This window comes from Fictibacillus sp. EA-CB0309 (genome assembly GCF_055814265.1).
This window is the reverse complement of sequence record NZ_CP169271.1, coordinates 2,098,180-2,117,752: the sequence shown is the minus strand read 5'-3', so window position 1 is coordinate 2,117,752 and position 19,573 is coordinate 2,098,180. Positions and strand designations below refer to the sequence as shown.

The following is a 19,573-nucleotide window of genomic DNA, read 5'->3' as shown; positions in this document are numbered from 1 at the left end:
TGCTCACTTAACGTGAAAAAAATGAATTAACGTGAATATAATCTGGAGTGTTCTTACCACTGAAACAAGAATGACGAATGTATGCTTCATATGTACATCACATTCTAAAAAGGCATAAACAACACTTCCAAGAGCAACAAAGATTACGAAAACAGCTGATTATAACAAACAAGACATTTTTCTTATATTTTCAAAAAAATAACAAGTAAAAATAATGAAAATTTTATGAATTTGGTATAAAATAAAGTGCTTGAAAGCGAGAGGGGGAGCTAATTATGAAGCTTTTAAGAGAGACACTTAAGCACTTTAAGCCCTATTGGAGGGGCTAACTCTAGCTTTCATCTGCTCATTAATCGGTGGAGCTTTTACCGTTATACCACCCATTTTAGCAGGTAAGCTTGTGGATGATATACTTCCGAACGAAATGACCGATATGATCGGGTGGCTTGTCGCAGGGGTTTTATTTTCGTTTCTGTTTAAAGTCATTTTCGAATCACTTCAGGAATTTATTCAAATTCAAATCGGTTTGGATGTCATTACGGATATGCAAATGCGAGCATTCGGACGTTTGCATAAAACACCGATGTCATTTTTCACGACCACGCCTCGCGGAGATATGCTCTATCGTCTTACTCACGACGTTGAGGCAGTGCAGAATCTAAACAACACGGTCGTACCTCGATTCGTTCAGCAAGTAGTTAGTGCTGTTGCTGCTTTTATTGCTGTTTTTGCGCTCTATTGGCCAGTTGCGATCGTAATGTTCTGTGTGTTCGCAATCTATCTGTATCCATCATTTAAGCTCGGAACAACCATGAGGAAAATGAGTGCTGTTCAGCGTGATATGCGTGCAGACATCTATCATCACCTTCAAGAAAGCATTGAATCAACGAGACTAGTTCGCACATTTCAAACACAAGAACGGGAAATACATACACAGGATAAAAAGCTGACAGATTGGAAGAATTACTCTATTCGTGCAGCGCTAATTGGAAAAGTGAACTGGCGTCTTGGCAACTTATTCAATATTGCAACACCAGGTGTCGTTATGCTGGTTGGGGGCATTGCGGTTTGGAACAATACCATCACCGTCGGAACACTTGTTGCTTGTCTTGGCTTTATTCCGACGATGTTTTTCCAATTCGTTCTTTAGCTGAAAACGCACTGATCATTCAGCAAGCCATACCAGCTCTGCAAAGAATCTATGAATATTTCGATCTGCCAATAGAACATGAAGATAACCTTCCTAACATGAAGCCAATTCGGGGAGATATCAATGTTAATAATGTTTGGTTCCGTTATCCAGGTAACGAAGAGTATGTGCTAAAAGGTGTATCATTAGATATGAAGGCTGGACAGCATATTGGTATCGTAGGGACTAGTGGTGGTGGAAAATCAACGCTAATTCAATTGCTTCTTGGTCTATATGAACCAGAAGCAGGATCCATTCATATTGATCAACAAAACTTATTTCATTTTAACCGTAACTCTTTCAGACAACAGGTGGGGGTCGTATCACAAGAAACCTTCCTATTAAACAACACGTTGCGTATGAACTTATTATATGGAAGAAAAAATGCAACACAAGAAGACTTGGATGCTGCGTGTGAAGCGTCAGGACTTACTGATTTTATAAAAGAACTGCCAGATGGTTATGAAACGATTGTTGGAGAACGAGGCCTAAAATTATCAGGTGGGCAAAGACAGCGTGTTGCTCTGGCAAGAGCTATTCTTCGCCACCCTGCACTATTAATTTTTGATGAGGCAACATCATCACTCGATGGGGAAACGGAAGAGCGTGTTCAAGCTGCATTAGAAGATCTCATACCTGGTAGAACAACGATAACCATTGCTCACAGACTAATAACGGTGAGAGATGCTGATCAAATATTGCTTCTTGATAAAGGGGTAGTCGCTGAAGTAGGTACTCATGATGAACTTCTTGCACAAAGAGGTCAATATTACGAATTATATATGGCGCAATACAGTGAATTAGAAAAGGAGAGAGCGATATGAGCCAAACTGTTGTGAAACAAAAAAATCGTGATGGCAGACGCGTTCTTGCCTTTTTAAAACCACATAAGAACTGGGTTTTCGCTGACGCTTTCGTAATTGCGATCTCCCAGGTATTTTCAGCTCTCATTCCAACCCTTGCGTTAGGTTGGCTAGTGGATACGATATTACCTGGAGAATCGAATAAGCTTTTATGGGGCATGATGTGGCTTCTTATCTTTGCAGCAGTTGTTGATTTGATATTAATGGTTATCGATGAGTATTTTTGTCACCAAGTAGCCAAAACCGTAACGAACTGGCAAAAGTTAAGGCTATTTAAACATTTGCAAGTATTGCCTTTCTCTTTTACCAAAACAACCAGTCTGGTGAAATGATGGCACGTGTTTCTGATGACCCTGATACGCTTCATAATTTCCTTGCATGGGAAGGTTCAACTTTTATGGCATCCGTTCAAGGAGTCATACTTTATAGCATTGTTTTACTTTGGATCCATCCCTTTTTGATGATAACGAGTGTCGTGTTAGGCGTCATCTTCTACTTAACATCTAATGCCGTAGGACAAAGAACTCGTCAAGCATCTGCCAATGCTAGAAAAGAAGCGTCGCGTTACCTTGAAAGACTTCGTGAATCAGTAACCGGAATTCACCTTTCAAGGGTCTTAGGTGTTTCTGACGGCGAATTAGCAAGTGTTGCTGAAATACGCAAATCGTTCATTAAAGAATCACGTTATGAATTAAAAGCAAGGATGCAATCCATAGTGGTTATTGGTAGCTATAATGGACTTGCGCTAGCTGTCGTTTATGGGCTTAGTGCTTATCTTATTTGGAACAATAAACTAACAACAGGAGAAATGCTGACAGCAGCGGGTCTTGTAGCTATTGCAGCAAACGAAATGCAAAGAATGTTAAGAAACTGGCTTTCTGTTAGAAGAACAGGACCTGCTTTAGATCGTTCTGAGCTTTTACTGAGCCAAAAGTCATCAAATGCTGAAACAGAAAAAGGAATGATTTTGCCAGAAGTAGAAGGATCTATCGAATTAAGAGACGTGGCATTCGGTTATCCAGAGAAAGATGAGAAAGTTCTTAAAGGCTTATCCTTTTCCGTTGAGCCAGGAGAAGCTATCGCACTTGTAGGACCGAGTGGATCAGGAAAGTCAACGGTCGTTGATTTGTTGCTTCGTCTCTATGAGCCTGAAAGCGGATCAATCCTCATAGACGGTAAAGACCTTTCAACCATTGATGCAGGATGGCTGCGATCTCAAATTGCAATCGTTTCACAAGACGTGCAGCTTCGGAATGGATCGCTTGCTGATAATTTACGAATTGCTAAACCAGAAGCATCTGATGAGGAACTACTTAGAGCTCTTGATGACAGCGGACTCGGTGAATTTATTCAATCCCTTCCAGAAGGTCTACATACTTTAGTCGGGGAAAGAGGAAGTTTGTTATCTGGTGGTCAAAAGCAAAGATTATCTTTAGCAAGGGCACTAGTAAAAGACGCTGCGATACTTGTTCTTGATGAAGCAAGTTCCGCCCTGGATCCTATCACTGAAGTTCAAGTGAATGAAGCCATCAACAAAAGAAAATCAAAACAGACGGTATTTATTATCTCTCACAGACTTTCAACCGTTTTAGCTGCGAACCGCATCATCGTGATAGAAAACGGGAAAATGATTGAGCAAGGTAAACATGAGGAATTACTTCAGTCTGAAAATGGCGTATACAGCAGACTATTTAAGCGGGAAGCAGATATCGGAACACAAGCGTTCAGCAGTTAGCCAATTCGAGGCAATCTGACTTAGATTGCCTTTTTTCATAATTTTTCTCTGACTTGGGTATATATGAAACAAGGTATCCAAAAGGAGGTAACAACAAATGACTGCAAAAATTAGAGCTTACCTGAATATCATAGCACTCGCGGCAGTAATCTTGGTGAATTATCTAGCGAACGCTCTACCGCTAAACGGCAACACAACAGGTGAATTATCTGCAAAGTATAACGTACTTATCACTCCCACCGGATATGTGTTTTCCATATGGGGTCTGATTTATCTGTTGCTTGGCGTTTGGGTGATTTATCAAGCAATGCCTAAGAATCGAAATAAACCCATATTCCAAAGCATTGGATTATGGTTTGTTTTCAACTGTATCCTAAATTGCACGTGGATTTTTGTTTGGCACTATGAACAACTTGGTTTATCTTGGCTTGTTATGATCGGCTTACTATTGTCTCTGATCATCATTTATACAAGGATTCAGAAGCAAGAAGACAAATCTGCGTTTATTAGGCTACCTTTTTCAATTTATCTAGGTTGGATAAGCGTTGCAACTATCGTAAATACCGCAGTAGTTTTAAAATATAGCGGCTGGAACGGTTTTGGCCTTTCTTCTGTCACGTGGACGATCATCATGCTTTTCGTTGGGGCTATGTTAGCGATGATATTCACGATACAAAACAAGGATTTAGTATATCCACTCGTATTCGTATGGGCATATACAGGAATCGGTGTTAGGCATATGGGGAAAATTGATGTACTTTCAAATACAAGCTTTGCTCTAGCTGCCCTGATTTTATTGTTCGTGATTTGGAGAGTAATCAAACACCGCAGTAGCATTAAGACGATGAAATGATTTAGATCTATAAGATAGAGGAGAATGAAAATTGGTTAAGTTATCGATGCCGGTTGGATTATTGATTGAATCAGCAATTGCTGGTGGAGTTTCTGGGGAACGGTTAGTAGAAGTGATCAAAACGAAGAACATAGAAGCCCTTCGACACATAGGAAAAGAAGAGTCTAGCTGGGCTTACATGTTTGAATTTGCAGAACAGAACTGGAACACAATTGTTTCGGCTATACAAACTGGTTATACCTTTAAATTTATCACCATACGAGGGTTGCTGAACTTGCTGCAAACAAAATATTCTTTAATCGAAAACGAAGACTTTTTGTTACTTGAGTCCGGAATAGACGTAAACCTTAAAGATGAGCAACTAGATTTTCTGCGATCTCGAATTCCGAGTCAGTGGAATTTTACAAAACAAGAACACGCTAAATTTAACGTTCACGCTGCACTATCACAGACAACACAAGTGGTTTAGCAAAAATGCGCCTTAGAGGTAATAGTGTTTTCCTCTTAAGGCGCTTTTCTTATTCTTGAAAGTGATTTATTGGCCTTAGCCATGTATTGATTCCAATTGCTTTACATACTGAAAAATAATGAAGAAGCATTAACAGAACAGAACCTGCGTTCATTCCAATGATAATTCCGTGCATCCCAAATGAAGGCTGTGATCCTAGGATATACATTAGAGAAAATGACAGAGTGGTCGACCATACAGATTGTATAAATGCGGTCATGATTAATCCTAGTCCGATTAAATAAGCTTGGAGCGGTATAAGAAAAAAGTAAATAAAAAGCTCGGCCATAATAATTCTAGGTAAGTAGCAGCTGATTGAGAATGAAAGAACATGACGGTTAATTTCTCTGAGAACAAGAGAAAAATCGTTACCGCAGGGAAACCGTACAACGCCGTAATTCCCATAACGCGAATAAGCAGCATTTTAAGTTTTTCCACATCTTTTTTAGCCGTTGCTTCTGAAACCGTTGGAATTAAAACGACTAAAAGTGAATGTGCAATAAAAGCAGGGAAAAAACCGATCGTAATAGCAACACCTGCCAACAAACCGAACTGTTCTGTTGCAGCTACATCAGAAAGACCTGTCATTGTGAGTGAGTATTTTATTAAAAAAGGTTGAACAGCGTTTGTAACGGCATGAAATAGACGTAAACCAGTAGTTGGAATCGTAACAGCCATAAGACTCTTGGTTACTTCTCCAGAACTTAAATGTTCATTCGAGTGAGACGCCATTCTTTTATATTGAATCAGATAAGCCGTAAAAAGATAAAGGAAAACGACAAGTTCACTTCCTACGAAAGTAGCTAATGCTACAAGTATTGCGGTTTCTTTATCAAATGAGAAAAGTTGATAAATCCCTGTTAACAAAATAAGCTGCGCAAGTTTTCGAAATAGATTTGAAAAAGCAAGCTTGCCCATTTGCTGTTTTCCCATAAAAAAACCTCTGGCGATTGAGGTGAGGGATATGAGAGGAATTAATAAGACCATCAACCATCTTACAAGAGGATGATAGTTATTGAATACAGGTATAAATGGAAGGATAATGACTGCTAGTACGATCATAGCAAGTGTTAGTAATACCGTTAATTTTGTAGCATGTTTTAACATGCTGTAATGTTGTTTGTCTTCTTTTTCAGCTACAAATTTTGAGATTGAAATCGGAAGTTCCAGACTTGCAATAATAATGATTAAGATGACAGTCGGAAAGATTGACATGTAATGTCCTAAGCCGAGTTCACCTAACTGCCTTGCTAAGACCATGTTAACGATAAACTCTAAGCTTTCACCTACTAATGCAGCTGCTGCTAATAGTAAAACTCCTCGAAAAAAAATATTCATACATGGTGCAACTCCTTGTACACGTTGTCCTCCTATTCATATGCACTAAAAAATGAAACGAGACCTCAAAGGACTTTAAACTTTAAAAGAGAAAGATAAGAATATGGCAAAGTAAGGAGAGAGTTATGATGAAAATACATACAAAAGAGAATTTAGTTCATTTAAACATAAAGTCTTTAGCTGAACGTCAACGTTTAATGGATGAATGGCTTTTAACAAGGCTGCAGCGATTATTGCCTACTTTGATGAAGAAACATCGAACAGATATGTGGGTTACAATTGGAAAAGAGTATCATGAAGATCCTATAGGCATCACCTTTTTCCCATCAGCGATTGATAGCTCCAGAAGGCTGACGATTTTTGCCTTTGTAAAAGAAAAACAATCTGAAGAAATAAAAAGGTACGTGATCTCTTCTAATAAACACTTCGAACCATTTTACAGTTGCTATCCCGCTCAAAAAGGGGAAGATTCATTCAGTGTCTTGAGAAGAATTATGGATATTTATAAACCTAATAATATTGCTATAAATACATCTTCACATTACTCATTCTGTGACGGGTTAAGTCATTCTATTTCTGAGCAATTAAAAAGTTCCATTGGAGAAGCTCATTCATCTAACCTAGTATCTTCGGAAAACCTTGCTATTGATTGGCTGCAGACACGTATACCAGCGGAGATAGAAATATACAAAGAATTAACAGAAATCACAAAAGAGATTGTTAAACAAACTTTTACTAATGTAGAGATAACTCCAAATGTTACTTCTACACATGACATCGTCGCTTGGATTAACCAAAGAGTATTGGACCTTGGATTAAAAACCTCCTTTTATCCAACAGTGGACATTCAACGAAAGGATGGATCTGCTGACAGAATAGAAGGAACGATTCTGCCTGGTGATATTCTGCATTTAGATTTTGGAATTCAGTATCTAGGGCTCTGTACAGACACCCAACAATTAGCTTATGTTCTAAGACCAGACGAATCAGAAGTTCCAAACGAATTAAAAAAAGCAATGAAGATCGCTAATTCGTTTGAAGATATATTCTTTAATACGTGTGTAGCAGGAATGACGGGTAACGATATCTTCGAGAATGTAATGAAGAATGCCGCAAAAAATGATATTTCTGCCATGCTTTATACCCATCCTATTGGTTATCATTGTCACGGAGCAGGTCCTCTTATCGGTTTATACGATAAGCAAGAATCTATACCCGTAAGAGGAGATTTGCCGATTGAAGAAAATACATGCTACGCTTTGGAATTTAACATTAGACATTTTATCCCTGATTGGAACAAAGATATTCCAATCTATCTCGAAGAAACGGTATGTTTTAAGGACAATAAAATGCAATATTTGACGAAAAGACAAACAGAATTTTATCTCATTTATCCAAATTGTTAATAAGTAACATTTGAAATCTCTCACCGCCTCTAGTACAATGAGAAACTGTGTGTTTCAGCTTCTTGTAAAGAGGAGGGATTTTGTGTTATTACTTGGACAAGAACAAGAACAAGAAACAAAGCTCGATCGAAACGAACTAGAATTTCAGTTATTACGCATGCAGAACGATATGAAGCAAATTGCAAAAAATTATGATGTTATAGGTGTAGATCAAACAAAAGAAGATAATCTTGTGATTGTATATAAATCTGAGCAGCTTGATCAGTGTAAGATTATGATTAATGATTGTGAATCGAGATATGATGGCTGGGACTTTTCAATAGATGCTGTTTACGAAGATGAAAATACGCTTCATATTGGAGACATTAAAGGACCTGCTAATAAGGGATACGGTTCCATCTGTATGCAATATTTAAAAGAAACTGCAACTGAAAAAATATCCCCATCATAAAAGGCGATATTGCTACAAGAGACTGGGGTCATGTCGACAGACTTGTCCATTTTTATGAAAAGCACGATTTTGAAATTGAACTGGATTCAGATAATAAGTGTGGAAAAATTGAATGGAAAGATTATTAAATCAAAAGATGTGTATAGAGATACGCGTCTTTTTTTATGTTCAATTTTCTGAATTATTATTATACTATTTATATTATGATCAAGGAGGCCTCTGTGTAATGATAATCAAACTTTCCAGTTCATTTATTTAAAACGATTATTTTAGGAGGCTAACATGAAAAGTGAAAAGGTAACAAAGACGACTAAATTTGAGTTTATTAATTTTTGTATCAAACATAGAAGTAAGATTGACGATTCGTATTTAAGTGATCGTGAACTCGAAACATATTCCCCAGATTTAGAACCAGCTTATATTGTAAGAAATGAACAAGACGACGTGATTGGCGCTGTTTCACTCATGATAACTGAAGAGTATAAAACCTCGAAAAAGGCACGTTTCCGTATTCTTTTTAGTGAGTTGCCTGAGAAGGGAATTTACCAAATACTACTTACGAATGTTCTTTCTCATGTAAACACAGGGGATTACACATATGCATTTACGCATGAAAATCATAAAGAACTAAGAGTACTTCTGGAACATGTTCAATTTTCTGTAGAACGGTATGTATTTGTTTTGGAAAGAGAAAATCTCGAAATCATTCCGGCTCATATCCCAAAAGATTATGTTTTAAGGCCGTTTGTGGAAGGAAAAGATGAATCCTTGTATTGCTATATAAGGAATGAAGGGTTTAAGCAGCTTATTGGTTATACACCCTTAACGATTGAAACTTTAAAAGATATGAAACAAGAGGAAGACTACTTAGAAGGTGGTATTTTACTTTTGTTTCATAAAGAAAAGCCTGTCGGTGTCGTTCGAACAGGTAAAGAATATTTTAACGATTTTCATTACGCAACAGTCAACTCGCTTGCTGTAATACCAGAGTATCAGGGAAAAGGTCTAGGAAGACAATTGTTGCGAGCAAGCTTAACACGAGGAAGGGAAGAAGGACTTGAAAAAGGTTTTTTATGTGTAAATGCTGAAAATGAGGGAGCTGCAAAACTTTACGAACAAGAAGGTTTTTGTAAAACAGAATCATTTGTTTGTTATTTTCTCATCAAAAAATAAGGTCATAAACCTGCTCATTCATACAAAGAGCAGGTTTTTTCTTTGTTTGACATATAAAATAAAGTGTTTTAAGATATAAATCGTAATAATTACGATTTAAAAGGAGATAAAAATGATACATACACTTAAAAAAAGAGTTCCAGTTACAGTATTAAGCGGTTATTTAGGAGCCGGAAAAACCACACTATTGAATCACGTTTTATCAAATAGGGACGGATTAAAAGTTGCCGTAATCGTTAATGACATGAGTGAGATCAATATAGATGCTTCCCTAGTTAAGAACGAGACAAAGTTTTCAAGAACAGAAGAAAAACTCGTTGAAATGACTAACGGCTGTATTTGCTGCACACTTAGAGAGGACCTGCTGGTAGAAGTTGAACGTATCGTCAAAAATGGAGATATTGATTATATTCTGATTGAATCTACAGGAATCAGTGAACCGATCCCCGTTGCACAAACTTTTACTTATTTAGATGAAGAATCAGGTGTCGATCTCGCTTCTTATTGTAAATTAGATACAATGGTCACAGTAGTTGACGGAAATCGTTTTTGGAACGACTTTGCGTCAGGCGAAAGTTTGTTAGATCGCAAAGAAGCTTTAGATGATTTCGACACAAGAGAAGTTGTAGACTTGCTGATCGATCAGATCGAATTTTGTGATGTTCTCATTCTAAATAAATGTGATCTATTAGAGAAAGAGGATCGGGAAGAGCTAAAAAGAGTATTAAAGAAATTACAGCCTCAAGCAAAATTAATCGAAACAGAATTCGGAAAAATTGAACCGAAAGAAATTCTTTCTACAGGCTTATTTGATTTTGAGAAAGCTAGTGAATCTGCCGGTTGGATGAAGGAACTTGAAACAGAACATATTCCTGAGACTGACGAGTATGGTATTTCTTCTTTTGTCTATCGAAAGAAAAGACCGTTTCACCCCGAAAGGCTTTATACATTTTTAGAAAACTGGCCATCAGAAATTGTTCGTGCAAAAGGATTTATCTGGGTAGCATCTCGAAATGATTGGGCCATACTCTTAAGCCAAGCAGGAACGAGTATCATTTTTCAGCCTGCTGGACAGTGGGTTGCAGCATTGCCATTAAGCGAACAAGAAGAGCTGATAGATGATGAAAAGAATCAAAATCCAAACTGGGATCATGAATTTGGAGACCGAATTACTGAACTGGTTTTAATAGGTATTGATTTTAATAAAGAAAAAATTATAGCCGATTTAGATCTATGCCTTTTGACTGATCAGGAAATGAGTGATCATCAATGGGAAACCTTGAACGATCCTTTACCCCCTTTCCCAGAAAGTGAATAACTGCAGTAAAACGAATCCAAAAATGGGTTCGTTTTTGTTTAAGCTTTATCGAACAGATTGTAGATTTCAGGAGATTTTAATAAAGTTCTTCCTTGCCAAGGTGGTTGTCGTGGTGTGCCTACCACCTGAAAGACTTCTTGCAAGGCATGCGACGAGTAAGCACACTTCGTTAGCATTTACTTGTAGACAGAGGAGCACACATGCATCATTGAATTGAATGTCCATCATTCGAGTTATCACCGCACGCCCGACCGGAAAGCGAGCATCCTAAAACGTAAATCAACCACTTCCAAGAACATCAAATCTTGGTTTAATATATGAACATTTAAGGGTAGTAAATGGGTAGTGCAGTATTATTAAGGGGAGATAAAGGATGACTGTTACTCATATTAAAACAAATAAACAAAACAGCTTATCGGAAAGATTTGAGATTTCCTTTAACCAAATTCACAAATGTCTAATCGACAAAGTAAAAGATACGAATGATGACAGGTTTAAAAACTTAGTAGAAACAGGCATGACGAAACACTCTCTTATTCGTTCTTTTTATAATGAGCTTTGTCAGTTTGCAAAATTAAGGAACGCAATTGTTCATGAAAAGGTGGATCATGATTATTACATCGCTGAACCACACATTGAAATCGTTGAGCGAATTGAAAAAATCGCAGGCTATTTTATGAAACCAGAAACGGCGTTAAACATTGCAACTAAGAAGGTTCAACATTTTAAAGAGAGTGACCGTCTAGAAGATGTGCTAAGCTGTATCAGAAAAACCTCATACTCCCGCTTTCCCATTTATAATGAAAAAGGAGAGTACCTTTGGCTTTTAACGGCAACTTACCTTTTGAACTGGTTGACTGATCGCCTTGCTGATCAAGTAATTGACTTAAACAACGCTAAAATCTCAGATATCGCAAATGAAGAGAATAAACAATTAGTTGCTTTCATTTCAAAAACCTCGAGTATCTTTAAAGCAGAAGAGATATATGAAAATATTCATAAAGAAGGAAAAAAGCTAGAGGCTATTATTATAACTTTAAATGGCAGTGAAAATGAAAAACCATTAGGCATCGTAACGTCTTATGATCTTATTGAAATCGACCTAGATAACTAACTGTTAAGACACTCCATCGAGAGTGTCTTTTTAAATGACTAATAAAGTGATTCTGTTCTGATTAAGCCTTTTTGTTTAAGGAGATAACGATTAGGGAAACGGAAATTTAAGATAACTGAATTTTTTGTAAGTTAATTTCTTTATGAAAGGGTGAAGATCATTTGTCAGATTTCACAATTAAAATTAATGGCTCAGAAGCAAAAGCAATGAAAGATCAAACGATACTAAATTTACTCACTGATTCCCCAGATCAAGTTCCTCATGTTTGTTATCATCCAAGCCTTGGACCTATCGAAACTTGTGACACCTGTATCGTCAAAGTGAATGGCGAATTTGTAAGAGCGTGTTCAACTACTGTGAATAAAGGAGACGAAATAGATACAAATTCTGATGAGGTTAAAGAAGCCCAAGTTATTGGTATGGACCGAATCCTCTTTAACCATGAGCTTTATTGTACAGTTTGTGATTATAACAATGGTGGATGCGAAGTACATAATACGGTAAAAGAAATGAAGATCAACCATCAAAGCATCCCTTTTGACCATAAGCCATATGAAGTGGATAACTCTAATCCTTTTTATAGATATGATCCTGATCAATGTATCTTATGCGGACGCTGTGTGGAAGCCTGTCAAGATGTTCAAGTAACGGAAACGCTCTCAATAGATTGGGAACGTGACAGACCTCGAGTGATTTGGGACAAAGATGTTCCCATTAATGAATCCTCTTGTGTATCTTGCGGACATTGTTCAACGGTCTGTCCTTGTAATGCCATGATGGAAAAAGGCATGGAAGGGGAAGCAGGATATATGACGGGGATCAACCGTGAGACACTGCGCCCGATGATTGAAATAACGAAAAGTGTTGAAACTGGCTATGGATCCATATTAGCTATTTCAGATATGGAAGCGGCGATGAGGGAACAAAGAATCAAGAAAACGAAAACAGTTTGCACCTATTGCGGTGTCGGCTGCAGTTTTGACGTATGGACAAAAGGCAGAGAGATTCTTAAAGTAGATCCACAAATTGAGGCACCCGCTAACGGAATTTCAACTTGTATAAAAGGAAAATTCGGCTGGGATTTTGTTAACAGTAAAGAGCGCTTAACTAAACCGTTAATTCGTGATGGAAATTCCTTTAGAGAAGCGTCATGGGATGAAGCATACAGTTTGATTGCATCCAAGTTTTCAGAAATTAAACAGCAGCATGGGTCACAAGCATTAACCTTTATAAGTTCATCGAAATGCACGAACGAAGAATCTTATTTGATGCAAAAATTAGCACGTGGTGTTATTGGAACAAACAATATTGATAACTGTTCACGCTACTGCCAGACCCCTGCCACTATGGGGTTGTTCCGTACTGTAGGGCACGGGGAGATTCTGGTTCAATTAAGGATATTGAAAAATCCGAGCTCGTTATCGTAATCGGGTCGAACACATCAGAATCTCATCCTGTATTAGCAACTCGTGTTAAGCGATCTCATAAATTACACAATCAAAAACTAATTGTAGCTGACCTTCGAAAACATGAAATGGCTGATCGAGCTGATGTATTTATTCAACCACGTGCAGGTTCTGATCTAGTGTGGCTTTCAGCAGTTACCAAATATATTTTAGATCAAGGCTGGGCTGATTACGAATTCTTGCAAAAACATGTTAACGGTTTAGATACGTTTAAAGAAAATCTTGAAAAGTTCACATTAGGATATGCTGAAAAAGCGACAGGACTTTCCCAAGATACTCTTATTCAATTAGCTGAAACGATCTCTCAATCAAAAAGTGTGTGTGTTCTTTGGGCGATGGGTGTTACACAGCATATGGGCGGAAGTGATACAAGCACGGCCATATCCAACATGCTTTTAGTTACTGGAAACTATGGACGACCAGGTGTAGGATCGTATCCGTTGCGCGGACACAACAATGTCCAAGGAGCTAGTGATTTTGGAAGTATGCCAGATCGGCTGCCTTCCTACGAAAAAGTAGCAGACGAAAAGGTAAGGGCTAAGTATGAACAGGCTTGGGGTGTGAAGATTCCTGAAAAACCTGGTCTTAACAATCATGAAATGGTTCAGGGCATTCATGATGGCCATGTAAAAGCGATGTATTTAAAAGGAGAAGACATGGGGATTGTTGACTCAAACATCAACCATGTTCACGCAGCATACGAGAAATTAGACTTTTTCGTGGTTCAAGACTTATTTTTAACGAGAACCGCTCAGTTTGCTGACGTCGTTCTTCCTGCTAGTCCGAGTCTTGAGAAGGAGGGCACATTCACTAACACGGAAAGAAGGATACAGCGTCTTTATCAGGTGATGGAACCACTGGGTGATTCCAAACCAGACTGGGAAATCATTCGTGACATTGCTAATCAATTAGAAGCAGGTTGGGATTACTCACATCCTAGTGACATTATGGCTGAAGTAGCTCAATTAGCTCCGCTTTTTGCAGGGGTGTCTTATGAACGATTAGAAGGATACAAAAGCCTTCAATGGCCTGTTGCAGAAGATGGAACAGATACTCCTATTCTTTTTACCGATGGATTTCCATTTGAAGATAAAAAAGCCCGCTTGTTTCCGGTTGACTGGACAGAACCAAAGGAATTTGGGGAAGAATACGACATTCATGTAAATAATGGAAGATTATTAGAACACTTTCATGAGGGTAATATGACTTATCGTTCAGAAGGGATTACGTCAAAAACTCCAAATACTTTTTAGAAGTCTCACCTGAACTAGCCCAAGAAAGAGGACTAAAAGACGGTACGCTCGTAAGATTATCTTCTCCTTATGGAAATGTTAAGGTTCATTGTTTAATAACTGATCGAGTAAAAGGAAAAGAAGTCTATCTGCCTATGAATGATAGCGGTGAAGCGGCTATTAATTTACTAACAAGCAGTTATTCTGATAAAGATACAGATACACCTGCTTATAAAGAGACTAGCGCGAAACTCGAAATCTTAAAAGAAGAAGGTGTGAATCCTCTTCCAAAGACAAACTTCCGCTATGGCAATCCACAGCCGCAAATAGGTGTTGGTGTAGAGAAGAAGTGGGCAAGAAAGGACTATGTCTTTCCTGGAGATGCTGTGAAAAAGGAGCGAAACCAACATGGCTAAGGCAATTAAGAACATTCATAAACTAACAATATCAGAGGAAGAAAAACGTTCAAATGACCTTCGTGAAGTGGAAAATGCTCTCATCGAGAACAAAGCAGCGATTTTGCAGACACTAGAGATCATGAACCATATGCAAGACAAAGGACTTCTCACACTCTTAAACGGCTTATTTGGTCAAGGTGATAAAGTGTTAAATATTGCGGTAAAAGCAATGGATAAGCCAGAGAACACAAATACGTTGAAGAATCTTCTTCTGCTTTTAGGGACACTTGGTATGATCAATGTAAAGCAGCTTGAACCATTCTTATTAAAGATCGATGCAGGAATTGCTCGAGTCGCCGAACACAAAGACACAGAAGAGAAAACCAGTTACTTTGATTTGGTTCGTTCATTAAAAGATCCAGAGATCAATAGAGCAGTCACGATACTCATGCAGTTCTTAAAAGGGATGGGACAAGAAACAGAGCCATATGAAAAAACAACACAAGATACTCCACAAAAACGTGTGAATCAAACTAAAGATAAAACGTTAGAGTAAATCTAACTAAAGGAGAAAACGGATGGCTAAAAAAGTGAAGAACCGCTGGTTGATTGCTGCAGCTGCTGTAGGGATACACATTTCTATTGGATCCGTTTATTCCTGGAGTGTATTTACAAATCCACTTCGGGAACAACACAATTGGGGACTAAGTGAAATTTCCTTAACATTTAGTATTGCCATTTTATTTTTGGGACTATCTGCTGCCTTTATGGGTCATTTTGTTGAAAGATTTGGCCCTCGGATTTCCGGAATGATAGCTTCAATCTGTTTTGGGGCAGGACTGTTAGGAGCAGGGTTTGCTGATAGTATGGGTTCGTTGTATATGCTTTACTTTTTTATGGAGCTTTAGGAGGAATTGGTCTTGGCATTGGCTATATCACACCTGTTTCTTCTCTTGTAAAATGGTTTCCTGACAGAAGGGGATTAGCAACTGGTCTTGCCATCATGGGGTTTGGTTTCGGATCTCTTATAGCAAGTCCTCTCATTGCAAGATTGATATCAAACATTGGTATCTCAAACACATTCTACTTATTAGGAGCTGTTTACTTTACTATCATGTTTCTATCTTCTCTTTATCTCTCACCGCCTCCAAAAGATTGGCAGCCAGAAGGAATGAGGGAAGAAAATGTGAAGGAAGAGAAACAAACAAAAGATCTTGCCCAATTAACGGCTAACGAAGCTGTTAAAACCATTCGTTTTTGGGCATTGTGGGCAATGCTTTTATAAACGTGACGTGCGGAATTGCTATTATTTCTGTAGCTTCACCTATGGCACAAGATATTGCTGGCTTAAGCGCTGCAGCTGCAGCAACAATGGTAGGCATTATGGGGCTATTTAATGGGTTCGGTCGCATAGGCTGGGCCTCTGTGTCCGATTATATCGGTCGTCCAAATGTTTACACCACGTTTTTCGCGTTACAAACCGTAGCCTTTGTGTTATTACCCAATGTCACTAACGCCTTTTTCTTTCAATTATTAGTATATGTAATCCTTACTTGTTACGGTGGAGGATTCGCATCCATACCGGCATACATCGGTGATCTGTTTGGGACAAAGCAGCTAGGAGCCATTCACGGTTATATCCTTACAGCATGGGCCGCAGCTGGTCTCGTAGGGCCGCTAGTGGTTTCTTGGATACGCGAATCTACAAACAGCTATTCTTTAACACTTTATATTTTCACAGGAGCATTCGTTGTTGCACTCGCCATATCGCTGCTAATTCGCATTAATATACGCAACGTACGCAAAGAAAACAGTCATTCTCACGCAATAGGTTAAAACCTTATATAGCTTTTAATTTTATTGGAACAACTGTTTTACTGATTTTATATAGCTTTTACCTCTTTAACATGACACTTAGCTACTATTACAAATAAACAAGTAGAAGAACAAGGTTAAAAATAGCCTTGTTCTTTTTTTGAATCCTGATATTAAACCTACTTAATGCTTAAGGTGAGGAATGTAATTTCAGCATGTCATTCATTTTAATAACATATTTTAAAGGAGGAGAAGAGAAAAGGAGAGTACTAACATTGATATTAACTACAGGACCAATTGAAAACTCACCTGTGAATGGAAATCGTCCAACTCAGCAAATTACCGCTGTAATAAGTAATAGGAGTTCTTCTAATACAGCCACCATCAGAATTAAAGGAGTAAATCTTACTACCACCCCCACCGCATATGCATTGGAGTTATTTAATGTAGCTCCTAATACAGTAGTTAAAAAAATTTATAACGCTAATTTTAACATATTCGAGTTTATTTTTACTGTTAATACTAGTTCTCAAGAAGAACTAGTATTATCCGTTTGGGGAAATCAAACGGGCAATTGGTGGATGCACATAGAATTGTTTTGAATGAATTGACCAATTTTGAAGAATAAAAGGAGGGATATCTATGCCTGTATTATCAACAGGGCCAATTGAAAATACTCCTGTAAATGGTTTGCGTCCATCTACTCAGATTTCAATTAGGATTGCTAATCTAAATCCCAATCAAATAGCAACGGTTTATATACAGGGCTATGTATTAAATACATCTCCATTTCTTTATGTTGAAGAACTGTTTAACATATTGCCTAATGAAGTTATAAGTAGAAACTATACGGCTAATTTCAATTCATTTGAATTTGTTTTTACTGTATCAGGACCTGGCGAAAACCAAGTTGAAATTTCTGCTTGGGGAAAATCTTCATCTGGCCAGTTAGTTACTGCCCATCGATTAGTATCTTCTGAGCTTTTAGGAGCAGAAGCGGGTGCGACTGGCGTTACTGGGGCAACGGGAGCGACTGGAGATACCGGCGCGACTGGAGCAACGGGTGTTACTGGCGCTACCGGGACTACTGGCGCAACGGGAGCTACTGGCGCTACTGGGGAAACCGGCGCTACCGGGGCCACTGGGGTGACTGGCGCTACCGGAGAAACTGGAGAAACGGGAGTTACTGGTGCTACTGGGGAAACCGGCGCTACCGGAGAAACTGGAGAAACGGGAGCTACTGGGGCCACTGGGGTGACTGGCGCTACCGGAGAAACTGGAGAAACGGGAGCTACTGGGGCTACTGGGGCCACTGGGGTGACTGGTGCTACCGGAGAAACCGGAGCTACGGGAGCTACTGGGGCTACTGGGGTGACTGGCGCTACCGGAGAAACCGGAGCTACGGGAGCTACGGGGGCTACCGGCGCGACTGGCGCTACCGGAGAAACTGGTGCAACGGGAGCTACAGGGGAAACTGGCGCTATTGATCCGAATGCAACAATTGTTGGGGTAGGACCTAATGTGAGTTCACAATTCAGCGAGCTTGTCACTGCTGAAAAAACGCCAATTATTGAACTGACATCTGTATACGGCCTTTCCGATCTGCGAGATATCGTGAGGGTTATAGGAGCTGGAACAGTAACAACTAATAATACAGAGCTCGTATTACAAACCACAGCAAATGGAGCTGACTCTGCCATTTTGGACAGCGCTGAAAGAGGACGCTACGAACCTGGCTATGCTGCTGAGGCGGGAATTGGAGTTCGTTTACCAAGTGCACCAACAGGAACACAAGACGTAAGGTGGGGACTTTATGATTCTGTGAATGGCGTGTTTTTCGGACAGAGTGGAACGACCGGAATTTATGTCGGCATTCGTAGAGCTGGAGTAGATACAATTATTCCTCAAGCTTCGTGGAATGTAGATTCATTAAACGGAACTGGACCAAGTGGTGCAACACTAAACCTTGCAGAAGGAAATATCTTTCAGTTTGATTTTACATGGTACGGATATGGAGTAATAAATTTTAATGTTGTCATACCTAATCCGGTAACACTTGCTCAAGAAGTAATTACCGTTAATCGCTTCTCACCAACCAACTCGACAAGCTTAACAGATCCGAACCTGCCTTTGAGAGGCGAAATAAAAAATAACGGAACCACTTCTGCCCTTACTTTGTTTTTAGGCGGACGACAATATAGCATCATTGGCAGGTATAGTCCTGTTTTCAGAATCACCTCAGAAAGAAGAACCGTCACCGCAACAACAAGTTTAACTCCAGTGGTTTCTTATAGAAGAAAAACAGAGTTTCCAGCTGGTTCAGGTCGCCCAAATTCAGTCAGTGTACGATTAGAAGCCATTGACTTGGTTACGCAAAACGATATATTCTATCAGGTTTTGTTAGATGGGACGTTAAATGGGACTTTTGTAGACTTTCCAACTGCTACCACCAATATTCCAAATACAGAAACCGCATTACAAGTAAATATAACTTCTACAACCATTACAGGTGGCCAGGTTCTTTTACAAGGGCTTGCAGGTACTGCAGCAACAGGATCAAACAGAGAACTTTTCTCTGCTTCTCTTCTTGATTTTGAGCTTCCAGATGATAGTTTTGTGACTTTAGCTGTAGGCACTTTTACAGGAACAAGTTCTGTTGTCGGTACGTTTCGAGTAACTGAAGAGTGGTAATGGGATTAGATGGGAGGGAGATA

General features: G+C 38.8%; 14 protein-coding genes and 4 pseudogenes. 16 read left to right on the top strand and 2 right to left on the bottom strand.

The window, feature by feature from the left end; genetic code table 11:
- The first annotated feature begins 316 nt into the window (after positions 1 to 316).
- The 6 genes and pseudogenes from ACEWFH_RS11790 (at position 317) to ACEWFH_RS11765 (ending at position 5,109) form a co-directional block, all read left to right on the top strand.
- Positions 317 to 1,150, top strand: a complete 834-nt coding sequence (locus ACEWFH_RS11790; protein WP_473724215.1) for an ABC transporter transmembrane domain-containing protein — start codon at positions 317 to 319, stop codon at positions 1,148 to 1,150.
- Complete coding sequence (locus tag ACEWFH_RS11785; protein WP_473724214.1) at positions 1,105 to 2,013, top strand: ABC transporter ATP-binding protein; 909 nt, start codon at positions 1,105 to 1,107, stop codon at positions 2,011 to 2,013. Before ACEWFH_RS11790 ends, ACEWFH_RS11785 begins: the two co-directional genes overlap by 46 nt.
- Positions 2,010 to 2,824: pseudogene (locus ACEWFH_RS11780) on the top strand (ABC transporter transmembrane domain-containing protein); the annotation flags it as partial. The gene ACEWFH_RS11785 and the pseudogene ACEWFH_RS11780, both read left to right, overlap by 4 nt.
- 36 nt (positions 2,825 to 2,860) lie before the next feature.
- Positions 2,861 to 3,787, top strand: a complete 927-nt coding sequence (locus ACEWFH_RS11775) for an ABC transporter ATP-binding protein (RefSeq protein WP_473727285.1) — start codon at positions 2,861 to 2,863, stop codon at positions 3,785 to 3,787.
- A 97-nt stretch (positions 3,788 to 3,884) separates the two neighbouring features.
- Entirely contained in the window at positions 3,885 to 4,640 is a 756-nt protein-coding gene (locus ACEWFH_RS11770; protein ID WP_473724213.1) for a TspO/MBR family protein, read from the top strand.
- 31 nt (positions 4,641 to 4,671) lie between these two features.
- Positions 4,672 to 5,109, top strand: coding sequence for a hypothetical protein (locus tag ACEWFH_RS11765; RefSeq protein WP_473724212.1), 438 nt, complete (start codon positions 4,672 to 4,674; stop codon positions 5,107 to 5,109).
- A gap of 49 nt (positions 5,110 to 5,158) precedes the next feature.
- Here ACEWFH_RS11765 and ACEWFH_RS11760 read toward each other — a convergent pair whose 3' ends face one another.
- Both ACEWFH_RS11760 and ACEWFH_RS11755 read right to left on the bottom strand, forming a co-directional pair.
- On the bottom strand, positions 5,159 to 5,368 hold the full coding sequence (locus ACEWFH_RS11760; RefSeq protein ID WP_473724211.1) for a hypothetical protein: 210 nt from the start codon (positions 5,366 to 5,368) through the stop codon (positions 5,159 to 5,161).
- A gap of 17 nt (positions 5,369 to 5,385) precedes the next feature.
- Positions 5,386 to 6,486, bottom strand: a complete 1,101-nt coding sequence (locus tag ACEWFH_RS11755; RefSeq protein ID WP_473724210.1) for an oligosaccharide flippase family protein — start codon at positions 6,484 to 6,486, stop codon at positions 5,386 to 5,388.
- A 125-nt stretch (positions 6,487 to 6,611) separates the two neighbouring features.
- Here ACEWFH_RS11755 and ACEWFH_RS11750 point away from each other — a divergent pair, with 125 nt between their 5' ends.
- The 10 genes and pseudogenes from ACEWFH_RS11750 to ACEWFH_RS11705 all read left to right on the top strand — a co-directional run bounded on the left by ACEWFH_RS11750 (position 6,612) and on the right by ACEWFH_RS11705 (position 19,550).
- Positions 6,612 to 7,892, top strand: a complete 1,281-nt coding sequence (locus ACEWFH_RS11750; protein WP_473724209.1) for a M24 family metallopeptidase — start codon at positions 6,612 to 6,614, stop codon at positions 7,890 to 7,892.
- Between the two features lie 37 nt (positions 7,893 to 7,929).
- A pseudogene (locus tag ACEWFH_RS11745) lies at positions 7,930 to 8,471 on the top strand (hypothetical protein).
- Between the two features lie 154 nt (positions 8,472 to 8,625).
- Positions 8,626 to 9,516, top strand: coding sequence for a GNAT family N-acetyltransferase (locus ACEWFH_RS11740; RefSeq protein WP_473724208.1), 891 nt, complete (start codon positions 8,626 to 8,628; stop codon positions 9,514 to 9,516).
- 112 nt (positions 9,517 to 9,628) lie between these two features.
- Positions 9,629 to 10,834 carry a GTP-binding protein gene (locus ACEWFH_RS11735; protein ID WP_473724207.1) on the top strand — a complete coding sequence of 402 codons (1,206 nt, stop codon included), beginning with the start codon at positions 9,629 to 9,631 and terminating at the stop codon, positions 10,832 to 10,834.
- A 373-nt stretch (positions 10,835 to 11,207) separates the two neighbouring features.
- Positions 11,208 to 11,948 (top strand): CBS domain-containing protein, encoded by a 741-nt coding sequence (locus ACEWFH_RS11730; protein WP_473724206.1) that lies wholly within the window; start codon positions 11,208 to 11,210, stop codon positions 11,946 to 11,948.
- A gap of 206 nt (positions 11,949 to 12,154) precedes the next feature.
- Positions 12,155 to 15,062 (top strand): annotated as a pseudogene (fdhF, locus tag ACEWFH_RS11725) (formate dehydrogenase subunit alpha).
- Positions 15,055 to 15,600: a helical membrane plugin domain-containing protein gene (locus tag ACEWFH_RS11720; protein ID WP_473724205.1), complete on the top strand. Its 546-nt coding sequence runs from the start codon at positions 15,055 to 15,057 to the stop codon at positions 15,598 to 15,600. Before fdhF ends, ACEWFH_RS11720 begins: the two are co-directional and overlap by 8 nt.
- A gap of 22 nt (positions 15,601 to 15,622) precedes the next feature.
- Positions 15,623 to 16,880: pseudogene (locus tag ACEWFH_RS11715) on the top strand (L-lactate MFS transporter).
- Positions 16,881 to 17,134: 254 nt separating this feature from the next.
- Positions 17,135 to 17,461: a hypothetical protein gene (locus ACEWFH_RS11710; RefSeq protein ID WP_473724204.1), complete on the top strand. Its 327-nt coding sequence runs from the start codon at positions 17,135 to 17,137 to the stop codon at positions 17,459 to 17,461.
- 40 nt (positions 17,462 to 17,501) lie between these two features.
- Entirely contained in the window at positions 17,502 to 19,550 is a 2,049-nt protein-coding gene (locus tag ACEWFH_RS11705) for a collagen-like triple helix repeat-containing protein (RefSeq protein WP_473724203.1), read from the top strand.
- Positions 19,551 to 19,573 lie beyond the last annotated feature (23 nt).